Origin of the sequence: Streptomyces sp. NPDC059582 (assembly GCF_042735715.1) — a bacterium.
In the GTDB taxonomy this organism is placed as follows: domain Bacteria; phylum Actinomycetota; class Actinomycetes; order Streptomycetales; family Streptomycetaceae; genus Streptomyces.
Genome location: NZ_JBHWCC010000018.1, coordinates 139,928 through 150,835, shown reverse-complemented (window position 1 = coordinate 150,835; position 10,908 = coordinate 139,928). Strand labels below are relative to the sequence as shown.

Here is a 10,908-nt window from a genome sequence, read left to right as displayed (position 1 = left end):
GCACATGACCGTGCGGGACCCCGTCGTCGTACGGGCGTCGGTGGCGTCGTAGCGCGTCCGCGGGCGTCGCAGGAGCGTGCGTGGGCGCGTGCTGGACGGGCTTCTCAGCGGCCCAGGGCCGCCAGTTCCCGCGCGGCCTCGGTGAGGTCCTTCGCCGTGTCGATCGCCCGCCAGTAGGCGCCCTGCGGGATCGGGAAGCCCGCGAGGCGGCGCTCACGGGCCAGATGCGGGAACGTGGTCCGCTCGTGGTCGCCCCGCGCGGGGAGCAGATCGGCGAACTCGGGGGAGAAGACGTAGACGCCCGCGTTGATCTCGTACGTCGTCGGCGGGGCCTCGATGAAGTCCGTGATGTGGCCGAAGCCGTCCGTCTTCACCGCACCCCACGGGATGCGCGGGCGGGCCAGGGCGAGCGTCGCGGCGGCGTCCCGCTCGGTGTGGAAGTCGGCCATGTCGCGCAGCGAGAAACGGGTCCAGATGTCGCCGTTCGTGGCGTACCAGGGCCGGTCCGGGTGGGGGAGGTGGGCGGCGGCGTACTTCAGGCCGCCGCCGCGGCCCAGCGGCTCCGTCTCGACGACCGTCGTGACGTTCACCGGCAGGTCGGCGGAGTCCAGCCACTTCTGCAGGACGTCGGCGAGATGGCCGCAGCTGACCACCACGTCCGTCACGCCCTCCTCGGCGAGCCAGACGAGCTGATGGCCGATGATCGGCGTCCCCGTGCCGGGGATCTCGACCATCGGCTTGGGCCGGTCGTCGGTGTACGGGCGCAGCCGGGAGCCCTGGCCACCGGCCAGGACGACGGCTTGCGTGGGGCGGGACGCGGCGTGCGGATCGGTCATGCCCGAACTGTACGCGGCGCCCCGCTCGTGGCCTGGACCGGCAATCGATCCTTAACCAGCCGTTTCCGACCGTTCGCCCCGGTGGCGGGGTCGGGGGTGTCAGAGCTCAGCTGTGGGCGGCCGCCACCCCCGACGCGAAGGAGGTGTCGCAGACGGGGCGCGCGTACGACTGGGCGCGCGTGGGGCCGTAGATGCGGACCGCGGCCCGGCCCAGGGCGCGGGCGATGGAGACGCAGTGCTCGGCCAGTGACGGACGGCCGTTGACGGCCTGCTGGAGGTGGGTGAGGACCTCACCCGGGTTCTTGTCCTGCAGCTCGGTCAGCAGCCGGTCACGCAGCACGTCCTGCGGTGCGCGGGCCGCGGAGTGCGAGGTGCCGCCCGCGGTGGAGACGTCGGACGCGGTGAGCACCGAGTTCGAGGGGTTCCCCGACCAGTTGACTCGGGTGACCGCGAGGGTCCCGGAGAGCACCAGGACGACGGGCAGGACGAGGGCGAGGGTGCGGCCGATCCGGCGGGCGGGGCCCCGGTGGCCGCGTCGCGTCTGTTGGGAGATGGAGTGCTTCACGCGTGTGAGGGTAGCGCCCGGTAATGATTTGGCGACATTTAGTCACCGGTTCGGGGGATGAAGTGGTGCCCCGTTTTGGGTAAGGCGTTGACGTACAGCGCTCGAAACGGGCGGTTTGCCGGGGTATTTGTCGACAACGGAAAGGGCCCCGCAGGGGTCTGCGGGGCCCGATTCGTCAACCTGGGTGAATTACCCGGGAATCACCGTCCCGGGATGTGGCGAAACATCCCGGGATGATCCGTGCTGTCGCGCGATCAGTCGGTGAGGCGCTCGCCCGTGGACGTCGAGAACACGTGGATCTCGCCCGGCCGCGGCACGACGTGCAGCTGCGCGCCCTTGTCCGGCACCTGACGGCCGCCGACGCGGACCACCAGGTCCTTGACGTCGCCGTCGACCTCGGCGGCGCCGTAGACGTAGCCGTCGGCGCCGAGCTCCTCGACGACGTTCACGGAGACCGCGAGACCGGCCGGGGCGTCCTCGGTGTCCTTCGACAGCGAGGCGGCGGCGGCGCCGTTGTGCTCGACCACGTCGAAGTGCTCCGGACGGACGCCGACGGTGACCGTGCGGTCGCCGCGGTCGGCGGCGGCCTTCAGCGCGTCGCGGTTGACCGGCACCACGCTGTTGCCGAACTTCACACCGCCGTCGGTGATCGGCACCTCGACCAGGTTCATCGCCGGGGAGCCGATGAAGCCGGCCACGAACAGGTTGGCGGGCTTGTCGTACATGTTGCGCGGGGTGTCGATCTGCTGGAGCAGACCGTCCTTGAGGACCGCCACGCGGTCGCCCATCGTCATGGCCTCGACCTGGTCGTGGGTGACGTACACGGTCGTGATGCCCAGGCGGCGCTGGAGCGACGCGATCTGCGTACGGGTCGACACACGGAGCTTGGCGTCCAGGTTGGACAGCGGCTCGTCCATGAGGAACACCTGCGGCTCACGCACGATGGCGCGGCCCATCGCCACCCGCTGACGCTGACCACCGGACAGCGCCTTCGGCTTGCGGTCCAGGTACTCGGTCAGGTCGAGGATCTTCGCGGCCTCCTCGACCTTCTGCCGGATCTCCGCCTTGTTGACGCCGGCGATCTTGAGCGCGAAGCCCATGTTGTCGGCGACCGTCATGTGCGGGTACAGCGCGTAGTTCTGGAACACCATCGCGATGTCCCGGTCCTTGGGCGGCAGGTGGGTGACGTCACGGTCACCGATGCGGATGGCGCCGGCGTTCACGTCCTCGAGCCCCGCGAGCATCCGGAGCGAGGTGGACTTGCCGCAGCCGGACGGACCGACCAGAACGAGGAACTCTCCGTCCTCGATCTCGATCTCGAGTGCGTCTACGGCGGGCTTGTCGGAACCCGGGTAGATCCGGGTCGCCTTGTCGAACGAGACAGTGGCCATGGTGATGGGCCCCCTTCTACCGGCAGGAACGTGCCGGACGATCCGTTGTAGGAAGGTGGATTGGTGTAGTCCACACGAGTGAACTGCATCAGGACGGTACCTGGCGTTCAGCTGCTCTGTCATTACCTGGGGGACTGTGAACTTCGCGGCAATTTTCGACAGGCCGCCCCCGCGACCTGGGTACACTGCACGGGCACGCGCGTCCTTCGCGCGCGCAGGCCTCCTTAGCTCAGCTGGTCAGAGCGCCGCTCTTGTAAAGCGAAGGTCGTCGGTTCGAATCCGACAGGGGGCTCCGGGAAGGCCCAGGTCAAAGCTGTTCTGACCTGGGCTTTCGGTAGGGGTGCGAGGGCGTGCCGGGGCTATTCCTGGGTGCCCAGCTTGGCCAGCGGCTCGTCCGTCAGGCGGTACACCGTCCACTCGTCCTGGGGACGGGCGCCGAGTGAGTCGTAGAAGTCGATCGCGGGCCGGTTCCAGTTCAGGACCGACCACTCCAGGCGCTGGTAGCCGCGCGCCACGCAGATGCGGGCGAGTTCCCTCAGGAGGGCCTTGCCGTGGCCGGCGCCGCGGGACATGGGCCGCACGTACAGGTCCTCCAGGTAGATGCCGTGGACACCGCGCCAGGTGGAGAAGTTCAGGAACCACAGCGCGAAGCCGACCGGCTCCCCGCTGTCGTCGTCCGCGGCGATGTGGGCGAAGGCGGCGGGCCGCTCACCGAACAGCGCCTCGTGGAGCTGCTCCTGCGTGGCCCTGGCTTCCTGCGGGGCTTTCTCGTACTCGGCGAGTTCGCGGATCAGGGCGTGCACGACGGGGAGGTCGGCGGGGGTCGCGGTACGGATCATGCGGGGAGCCTAGTGCCGCAGCAGGCGACGTTCGCCCCGTCGCGACGCCCGGCACGCCCTCTCGCCGCACCGGCCGAAAGCCCACGTTCGCCCAGTACGAGGACTTCCGGCCGGCCCGCCGGGAGCACGCACCGGACGCCGCTCCTTCACGGGCGAACGTTGCCTGCCACGGCACTAGGACCCGTCCGGCAGATCGTGCCGCAGACGCGGGGCCCGGCGGGCGGTTCCGCCGCGGTAGCGGGTCCCGGCCGGCGCGTCGGCGTCACCCGCCGGAGCTTCGCAGCCTGCGCGCGATCTCCAGCTGGGTGTCCTGCGGCGGGCGTCCGGCCTCGATCTCCCAGAGGCAGTTCTGGAGCACCCGGCCGAGGGTCCAGGCCCTCGCGCGGGCCCGGTCGAGACCGAGGACGTCGGTCAGGGCGTCGAAGCGCCGGAGCAGGTCGTCGGGGTCGTAACGGTTGCGCAGGGCGGGCAGGAGCTCGAAGCCGGGGTCGCCGGCGAGCGGCTTGGGGTCGATGGCGAGCCAGGGGGCGCGGTCGGCTGCCAGGACGTTGTCGTGGTGCAGGTCCCAGTGCAGCAGCCGGTCGCCGGGTTCGGCCAGTACGTCGCGCACGGCGGCGGCGCAGTCGGCGAGGAGCCGGCGGGTCCCGGGGTCGGGGACGCGGTCCAGGGCCGCCGGGGTCCGTTCGAGCATGGCGCGGGCGAGGTCGCCGAGGCGGCGCAGCCCGGCCGGAGCGGGGCGGGCCGTCAGCCGGGCGAGCAGCCGGGCGATGACGAGGACCGCCTCGTACGGGTCCGGGAGCCGGGACAGCGCGCGGGTCGCGTCGAGGCGTTCGAGGAGCAGGGTGCCGGTCGCCTCGTCGTGCCGCAGCAGCCGTACGGCCCCGTCGCCGTCCCACGCCCGCAGGGCGACCGGTTCGCCGGCGCTCTCCTCGTCCACGAGCTGCATCTTCAGTACGGCGGGGGTGTCGTCGGCGCGGCGGACCGGCAGGACGAGGGCGGTGACGCCGTGCAGGGAGGGGCCGTCGAGGCGCAGCTCCCAGCGGTCCAGGAAGCCGGCCGCCAGCCGGGGCAGCCCGGTGACGAAGGCACGTCCGGCCGCTCCGTTGAACTTCTCCTGCGCCGCCGCCAGCTCTCCCGGGATGTCGATCACAGGGGGACGATACTGACGATACTTGCGGGTGTGAATCGGCTCATGCGCAACAGCGGCGAGGGCGGCGGTGCGGGCCGGGCGTGGGCGTACGTCCGCAGTGCGCCCGGGACCTATGTGTGGCTGGGGATCCTGTTCGTCACCACGGTCGCCCTGCACCACATGTCGCCGGAGTTCGAGGCGGACTTCCTGCGGCAGCGGTCGACGAACATCCATGAGCTGTCGAACAATCCGGTGCGGGTGCTGATCGCCAGCGCGATGTGGATCGACGGCGGGTTCTGGTGGCCGTACGTCGTGCTCTACTCCGTCTTCCACGCGCAGGCCGAGCGCTGGCTGGGCACGCCGCGCTGGCTGGTGGTGTGCGGGGCCGCGCATGTGCTGGCGACCCTGATCAGCGAGGGCGCGCTGCTGAAGGCGGTCCGGGACGGGATGGCGCCGGCCTCGGCGGTCGACACCCTCGACGTCGGGGTGAGTTACGCGCTGGCGGGCGTGGTCGCGGTACTGACCTACCGGATCGCGTCGCCCTGGCGGTGCCTGTATCTGGCGTGCGTGGCCGGCGTCTACACGGTGCCGCTGGTGACCGGGCGCACCTTCACCGACGTCGGGCATTTCGTCGCCGTGCTGATCGGGCTGGCGTGCTATCCGCTGGTCAGAGGGCGTGGAAAAGTGCGGGATCCGAAGGAGACAGCGGTCGCGCCCAGGGGTTAACGTCCCGGCCATGAGCGACTCGGGCGGCGGTGTGGTGAACGGCGGGGTCTCCTTCTGGTACGCGGACGACGGACTGCCCGCGCGGCGGGAACCGCCGGCCGGGGACGCGTCCGCGGACGTCGTGATCGTCGGGGGCGGGTACACGGGCCTGTGGACCGCGTACTACCTGAAGAAGGCGGCCCCCTTCCTCCGCATCACCGTCCTGGAGCAGAAGTTCTGCGGATACGGCGCCTCGGGCCGCAACGGGGGCTGGCTGTACAACGGCATCGCGGGCCGGGACCGGTATGCGAAGCTGCACGGCCGGGAGGCGGCCGTGCGGTTGCAGCGGGCCATGAACGACACCGTGGACGAGGTCGTCCGGGTCGCCGGCGACGAGGGCATCGAGGCGGACGTCCACAAGGGCGGGGTGCTGGAGGTCGCCCGCACCCCGGCGCAGCTGGCGCGGCTGAAGGCGTTCCACGCGGGCGAGCTGGCGTTCGGCGAGAAGGACCGGGAGCTGTACGGCGCGCGGGAGACGGCCGAGCGGATCCGGGTCGCGGACGCGGTCGGCTCGACGTGGACGCCGCACGGCGCGCGGCTGCACCCGGTGAAGCTCGTGAAGGGGCTGGCGGCGGCCGTGGAGGCGCTGGGGGTGACCCTGCACGAGTCGACGCCGGTGACGGAGATCCGGCCGAAGCACGCGGTCACGCCGTACGGGACCGTTCGCGCGCCCTACGTCCTGCGCTGCACGGAGGGGTTCACGGCCTCGCTCAAGGGGCAGCGGCGGACCTGGCTGCCCATGAACTCCTCGATGATCGCGACCGAGCCGCTGACGGCGGAGCAGTGGGCGGCGGTCGGCTGGGACGGGCGGCAGACGCTGGGCGACATGGCGCACGCGTACATGTACGCGCAGCGCACGGCCGACGGCCGGATCGCGCTGGGCGGGCGGGGCGTCCCGTACCGCTTCGGGTCGAGGACCGACAACGACGGGCGCACGCAGGAGGCGACCGTCGAGGCGCTGCGGGAGATCCTGGTCGACTTCTTCCCGGCGCTGGCCGGTGTGCGGGTCGCGCACGCCTGGTCGGGGGTGCTGGGCGTGCCGCGGGACTGGTGCGCGACGGTCACCCTGGACCGGTCCTCCGGGCTCGGCTGGGCGGGCGGTTACGTCGGTTCGGGCGTCGCCACCGCCAACCTCGCCGCCCGCACCCTGCGGGACCTCGTCCAGCAGGACTCCGGCCAGAGCGGACGGACGGAGCTGACGGATCTGCCGTGGGTGGGGCACCGGGTCCGCCGCTGGGAGCCGGAGCCGTTGCGGTGGCTGGGCGTGCGGGGGATGTACGCCACCTACCGGGCGGCGGACCGGCGGGAGCGGGAGACACACGGCGCCGAGTCCTCGCGGCTGGCACGGCTGGCGGACCGGGTGGCGGGGCGGTACTGAGCCACCTGTCGAGGTGGCGGCGACGGGCCGGGGTGGATGCGGGTGCTCCGCAGGGGCTGGGCTTCGGGTGGGCTGTGCCCGGTCAGGGTTCCAGGACCACCTTTCCGGTCGTGCCGCGGGTCTCCAGGGCGCGGTGCGCGGCGGCGGCCTCGGCCAGCGGGAAGCGCTGGACGGCGGGGGTGAGGCGGCCCGCGGCGGCCTCGGCGAGGGCGCGCAGTTCGAGGGTGCGTACGGGGTCGGCGCCCCCGGCCCTGCGCATCATGGCGGGCCCGAGGACCTGTTCGGAGACGCCGTCGACGAGGTGGGCGCCGCCGCCGCGGAGGCCCTCCGCCGACCAGCCGAAGACGAGGTGCCGGCCGCCGGGGCCGAGCAGGGCGACGGCCTCGCGGGCGACGGCGCCGCCGACGCCGTCGAAGACGACGGTGGCCGGCCGTCCGCCGAGGTGCGCGCGGACCTTGTCGGGCCAGGCGGGGTCGGTGTAGTCGACGGCGAGGTCGGCGCCTTCGGCGCGCACCCGCGCCACCTTGCGCGGGCCGCCCGCGAGGCCGACGACGGTGGCACCGGCGTTCTTGGCGTACTGCACGAGCAGGGTGCCGATGCCGCCCGCGGCGGCCGGGATCACGGCGACCGAGTCGGGGCCGAGCTCGGCGAACTGGAGGATCCCCATCGTCGTACGGCCCGTTCCGATCATGGCGACGGCCTGGGCGAAGTCGAGGTTCGCGGGGATCTCGTGGACCCGGCCGGCGTCGGTGACGGCGAGCTCGGCGTAGCCGCCGGGAGCGAGACCGAGGTGGGCGACGACACGCCTGCCGAGCCAGTGCCCGTCGACGCCCTCGCCGACGGACTCGACGGTGCCGGCGACCTCGCGGCCGGGGACGGTGGGCAGGACGGGCGGCTCGGGCAGCGGGCCCCGGAAGCCCTCGCGCAGGGCGGTGTCGAGGAGGTGGACACCGGCCGCGGCCACGGCGATGCGCAGTTGGCCGGGGGCGGGGAGGGGATCCTCGACCCGCTCGTGGACGAGGTTCTCGGCGGGGCCGAAGGCGTGGAGGCGGATGGCGCGCATGAAGGGGCTCCCCGTTCGGGTCACTTGGGTGCCGCGTGGGTGCGGTCCGGGTGCCGCCCACTCTTCGACCTCGAGCGTGCTTGAGGTCAAGGGGCGGCGGTCCTGGCGGGGTTTGGCGGGCCTGGGTGGCGGGGCCGGCTGTGTCCGTGCAGGTCGGGGTGAGTGTCAGTGGCGCGGTGCAGGATGGGGGCATGGCGCGGACAGGTGTGAGTGGGACAGGCAGGGCCGGAGGGGGCGGCGGGACCGGCCGTAAGGGTGCGCGGCGGCCGGAGCTGCGGCTGCCGCCGCTGGAGCCGTACGACGGGGGCGCTCTGGAGCCCGACGGGGACTACGACGGGCTGGAGTTCCGCGAGCGGGACTTCGCCGGGCAGGACGGCGCGGGCGCGCGCTTCATGGACTGTGCGCTGCGGGGCTGCGCGCTGGACGAGACGCGACTGCACCACGCCCGGATCCTGGACTCGGTCCTCACCGGCATACGGGGTGTCGGCACCGACCTCGCCGAGTCGACCCTGCGGGACGTGGAGCTGCTCGACGCGCGGCTGGGCGGGGTGCAGTTGCACGGCTCCGTGCTGGAGCGGGTGGTGATCCGGGGCGGGAAGATCGACTACCTCAACCTGCGCACGGCCCGGCTGAAGGACGTCGTCTTCGAGGGCTGCGTCCTGGTCGAGCCGGACTTCGGGGGTGCCCGTCTGGAGCGGGTGGAGTTCGTGGACTGCGCGCTGAGGGGCGTGGACTTCGGCGCGGCGACCCTGACGGACGTGGATCTGCGCGGGGCCGTCTCGCTGGAGATCGCCCGGGGCGTGGACCGGCTGCGGGGCGCGGTGGTCAGCACGGCACAACTGCTGGATCTGGCACCGGTGCTGGCGGCGGAGCTGGGGCTCCGCGTGGAGGGGTGAGGGCGGGTGCCGGGGTCAGGGCAGTCTCGGGAAGCGGGCCTGGAGGGTCCAGATCGCCGGGTTCTCGCCCAGGTCGTCGTGCAGGTCGACCAGGTCGGCGATCAGGTCGTGCAGGAAGTCCCTTGCCTCGCGGCGCAGTTCGGCGTGGGAGAAGGTGAGCGGGGGCTCCTCGGCCGGCATCCAGTCCGCCTCTACGTCGACCCAGCCGAAGCGGCGCTCGAAGAGCATGCGGTCGGTGGACTCGGTGAAATCCAGCTCCGCGTACTGCGGACGGGAGGCACGGGAGCCCGCCGGGTCCCGGTCGACCCGCTCCACGATGTCGCACAGCGCCCAGGCGAAGTCCAGCACCGGCACCCATCCCCAGGCTGTGGACAACTCCCGGTCCTTCTCGGTGTCCGCCAGATAGACGTCGCCGCAGAACAGATCGTGGCGCAGCGCGTGGACGTCCGCGCGGCGGTAGTCCGTCTGGGGCGGGTCCGGGAACCGGTTCGAGAGGGCATAGCCGATGTCGAGCACGTACGTGATGGTGTCACGCCCTCATAGGATCGCTGACATGTCCCGATCTGCTCCCGTTGTCCCCGCGCTCGTGCTCGCCCTCGCCCTCACCGCGTGCAGCGGCGGCGTCCACGGCACCCCGGGCGGCTCCGGAGTGCGCGACCCCTACTTCCCGAAGGCGGGCAACGGCGGCTACGACGTCTCCCACTACGACCTGAAACTCACCTACGACCCCGACAGCCGCCACCTCACCGGCACCGCCGACATCACCGCCCGCGCCACCGAGGATCTGTCCGCCTTCGATCTCGACCTCAAGGGCCTGGACGTGCGGGCGGTCACCGTCGAGGACCGGGCGGCCCGCTGGAGCCGCGCCGGCCAGGAGCTGACCGTCCGTCCGCACGACGACATCGACGAGGGTGCGACCTTCCGAGTCACGGTCCGTTACGCGGGCACCCCGATGACCGTCACCGACGCGGACGGCTCCAGGGAAGGCTGGCTGACCACCGCCGACGGGGCGCTCGCGCTCGGCGAGCCGACGGGGTCCATGGCCTGGTTCCCCGGCAACCACCACCCCTCCGACAAGGCGACCTACGACATCGCCGTCACCGTGCCGAAGGGGCTGACGGCGGTCTCCAACGGAGAGCTGACCGAGGAGGAGACCGCCGGCGGCCGCACCACCTTCAGCTGGCGTACCGGCGAACCCATGGCGAGCTATGTGGCCACGGTCGCGATCGGTCACTACGACGTCACCCGCACCACCACCGACGACGGCCTGCCGGTGTACGTCGCCGTCGACCCGGCCCGCGCGGCCGACAGCCGTGCCGTGGTCGCGAAGATCCCCGAGGTCATGGAGTGGGCGGAGTACAACCTCGGCCCGTACCCCTTCTCCTCCACCGGCTTGATCGTCGACCGCGCCGACGACGTCGGCTACGCCCTGGAGACCCAGAGCCGCCCGGTCTTCCCAAGCGCGGTCGACACCGAGACCCTCGTCCACGAGCTCGCCCACCAGTGGTACGGCGACTCCGTCACGCCGAAGACCTGGCGCGACATGTGGCTCAACGAGGGCTTCGCGACGTACGCGGAGCTGCTGTGGCAGGAGGACCAGGGCGGCGACAGCGTCCAGGAGGTCTTCGACGCGCTCTACGACGGCGACTACTTCGACAACGCGGAGGCGAACGAGGCGATCTGGGCGTTCCCGCCCGGGAAACCGTCCGGCGCGGCACACATCTCCGACCCGCCCGTGTACTGGCGCGGCGCGATGGTCCTGCACAAGATCCGGCAGACCGTCGGCGACGACACCTTCTACGACCTCATCCAGGGCTGGGCGGCCGCCCACCGACACGGCAACGCGGACACGGCCGAGTTCACGGCGTACGTGGAGGAGCAGGTGCCCGGCAAGGACTTCAGCGGGATCTGGAAGGACTGGCTGTACGGGGACGGGAAGCCGGCACACCGCTGAGGGCTGAGGGCTGAGGGCTGAGGGCTGGGGGCTGAGGGCCGGCAGCCGAGAGTCGACCGCCGCCATCCGCACCGGGGCGGACCGGCCCCCGT

Annotated in this window: 11 protein-coding genes and 1 tRNA gene; 5 read left to right on the top strand and 7 right to left on the bottom strand. The window is 72.2% G+C overall.

Annotated features, from left to right (window positions below; translation table 11 throughout):
- Positions 1-104: 104 nt before the first annotated feature.
- The 3 genes from ACFV0T_RS18055 to ACFV0T_RS18045 all read right to left on the bottom strand — a co-directional run bounded on the left by ACFV0T_RS18055 (position 105) and on the right by ACFV0T_RS18045 (position 2,792).
- Positions 105-836, bottom strand: coding sequence for an NDP-sugar synthase (locus ACFV0T_RS18055; RefSeq protein ID WP_385779594.1), 732 nt, complete (start codon positions 834-836; stop codon positions 105-107).
- A 106-nt stretch (positions 837-942) separates the two neighbouring features.
- On the bottom strand, positions 943-1,401 hold the full coding sequence (locus tag ACFV0T_RS18050) for a hypothetical protein (protein WP_385779592.1): 459 nt from the start codon (positions 1,399-1,401) through the stop codon (positions 943-945).
- A 254-nt stretch (positions 1,402-1,655) separates the two neighbouring features.
- Positions 1,656-2,792: an ABC transporter ATP-binding protein gene (locus ACFV0T_RS18045; protein ID WP_385779590.1), complete on the bottom strand. Its 1,137-nt coding sequence runs from the start codon at positions 2,790-2,792 to the stop codon at positions 1,656-1,658.
- Between the two features lie 218 nt (positions 2,793-3,010).
- Between ACFV0T_RS18045 and ACFV0T_RS18040 the strand changes: the two genes are divergently transcribed.
- Positions 3,011-3,084: transfer RNA gene (locus ACFV0T_RS18040), tRNA-Thr, on the top strand.
- Positions 3,085-3,151: 67 nt separating this feature from the next.
- Here the strand turns inward: ACFV0T_RS18040 and ACFV0T_RS18035 are convergent.
- Positions 3,152-3,631: a GNAT family N-acetyltransferase gene (locus ACFV0T_RS18035; RefSeq protein WP_385779588.1), complete on the bottom strand. Its 480-nt coding sequence runs from the start codon at positions 3,629-3,631 to the stop codon at positions 3,152-3,154.
- A gap of 262 nt (positions 3,632-3,893) precedes the next feature.
- Positions 3,894-4,781 carry an aminoglycoside phosphotransferase family protein gene (locus ACFV0T_RS18030; RefSeq protein WP_385779586.1) on the bottom strand — a complete coding sequence of 296 codons (888 nt, stop codon included), beginning with the start codon at positions 4,779-4,781 and terminating at the stop codon, positions 3,894-3,896.
- Positions 4,782-4,823: 42 nt separating this feature from the next.
- Here ACFV0T_RS18030 and ACFV0T_RS18025 point away from each other — a divergent pair, with 42 nt between their 5' ends.
- Positions 4,824-5,486: a rhomboid-like protein gene (locus ACFV0T_RS18025; RefSeq protein ID WP_385779612.1), complete on the top strand. Its 663-nt coding sequence runs from the start codon at positions 4,824-4,826 to the stop codon at positions 5,484-5,486.
- A 10-nt stretch (positions 5,487-5,496) separates the two neighbouring features.
- Positions 5,497-6,903, top strand: a complete 1,407-nt coding sequence (locus ACFV0T_RS18020; RefSeq protein ID WP_385779584.1) for an NAD(P)/FAD-dependent oxidoreductase — start codon at positions 5,497-5,499, stop codon at positions 6,901-6,903.
- Between the two features lie 82 nt (positions 6,904-6,985).
- Here ACFV0T_RS18020 and ACFV0T_RS18015 read toward each other — a convergent pair whose 3' ends face one another.
- Positions 6,986-7,966 carry a zinc-binding dehydrogenase gene (locus ACFV0T_RS18015; protein WP_385779582.1) on the bottom strand — a complete coding sequence of 327 codons (981 nt, stop codon included), beginning with the start codon at positions 7,964-7,966 and terminating at the stop codon, positions 6,986-6,988.
- Positions 7,967-8,157: 191 nt separating this feature from the next.
- Between ACFV0T_RS18015 and ACFV0T_RS18010 the strand changes: the two genes are divergently transcribed.
- Positions 8,158-8,862: a pentapeptide repeat-containing protein gene (locus ACFV0T_RS18010; protein WP_385779580.1), complete on the top strand. Its 705-nt coding sequence runs from the start codon at positions 8,158-8,160 to the stop codon at positions 8,860-8,862.
- Between the two features lie 15 nt (positions 8,863-8,877).
- Here ACFV0T_RS18010 and ACFV0T_RS18005 read toward each other — a convergent pair whose 3' ends face one another.
- Positions 8,878-9,378, bottom strand: coding sequence for a hypothetical protein (locus ACFV0T_RS18005; RefSeq protein ID WP_385779578.1), 501 nt, complete (start codon positions 9,376-9,378; stop codon positions 8,878-8,880).
- Positions 9,379-9,415: 37 nt separating this feature from the next.
- On the opposite strand from ACFV0T_RS18005, the gene ACFV0T_RS18000 reads away from it, so the two are divergent.
- Positions 9,416-10,816 carry a M1 family metallopeptidase gene (locus tag ACFV0T_RS18000; protein WP_385779576.1) on the top strand — a complete coding sequence of 467 codons (1,401 nt, stop codon included), beginning with the start codon at positions 9,416-9,418 and terminating at the stop codon, positions 10,814-10,816.
- Positions 10,817-10,908: the final 92 nt, after the last annotated feature.

Bases quoted from the DNA above. Each gene is read 5' to 3' on its own strand.
- ACFV0T_RS18045 (WP_385779590.1), bottom strand. From the start codon at position 2,792: ATGGCCACTGTCTCGTTCGACAAGGCGACCCGGATCTACCCGGGTTCC.
- ACFV0T_RS18015 (WP_385779582.1), bottom strand. From the start codon at position 7,966: ATGCGCGCCATCCGCCTCCACGCCTTCGGCCCCGCCGAGAACCTCGTC.
- ACFV0T_RS18000 (WP_385779576.1), top strand. From the start codon at position 9,416: ATGTCCCGATCTGCTCCCGTTGTCCCCGCGCTCGTGCTCGCCCTCGCC.
- ACFV0T_RS18020 (WP_385779584.1), top strand. From the start codon at position 5,497: ATGAGCGACTCGGGCGGCGGTGTGGTGAACGGCGGGGTCTCCTTCTGG.
- ACFV0T_RS18035 (WP_385779588.1), bottom strand. From the start codon at position 3,631: ATGATCCGTACCGCGACCCCCGCCGACCTCCCCGTCGTGCACGCCCTG.
- ACFV0T_RS18025 (WP_385779612.1), top strand. From the start codon at position 4,824: ATGCGCAACAGCGGCGAGGGCGGCGGTGCGGGCCGGGCGTGGGCGTAC.
- ACFV0T_RS18055 (WP_385779594.1), bottom strand. From the start codon at position 836: ATGACCGATCCGCACGCCGCGTCCCGCCCCACGCAAGCCGTCGTCCTG.
- ACFV0T_RS18010 (WP_385779580.1), top strand. From the start codon at position 8,158: ATGGCGCGGACAGGTGTGAGTGGGACAGGCAGGGCCGGAGGGGGCGGC.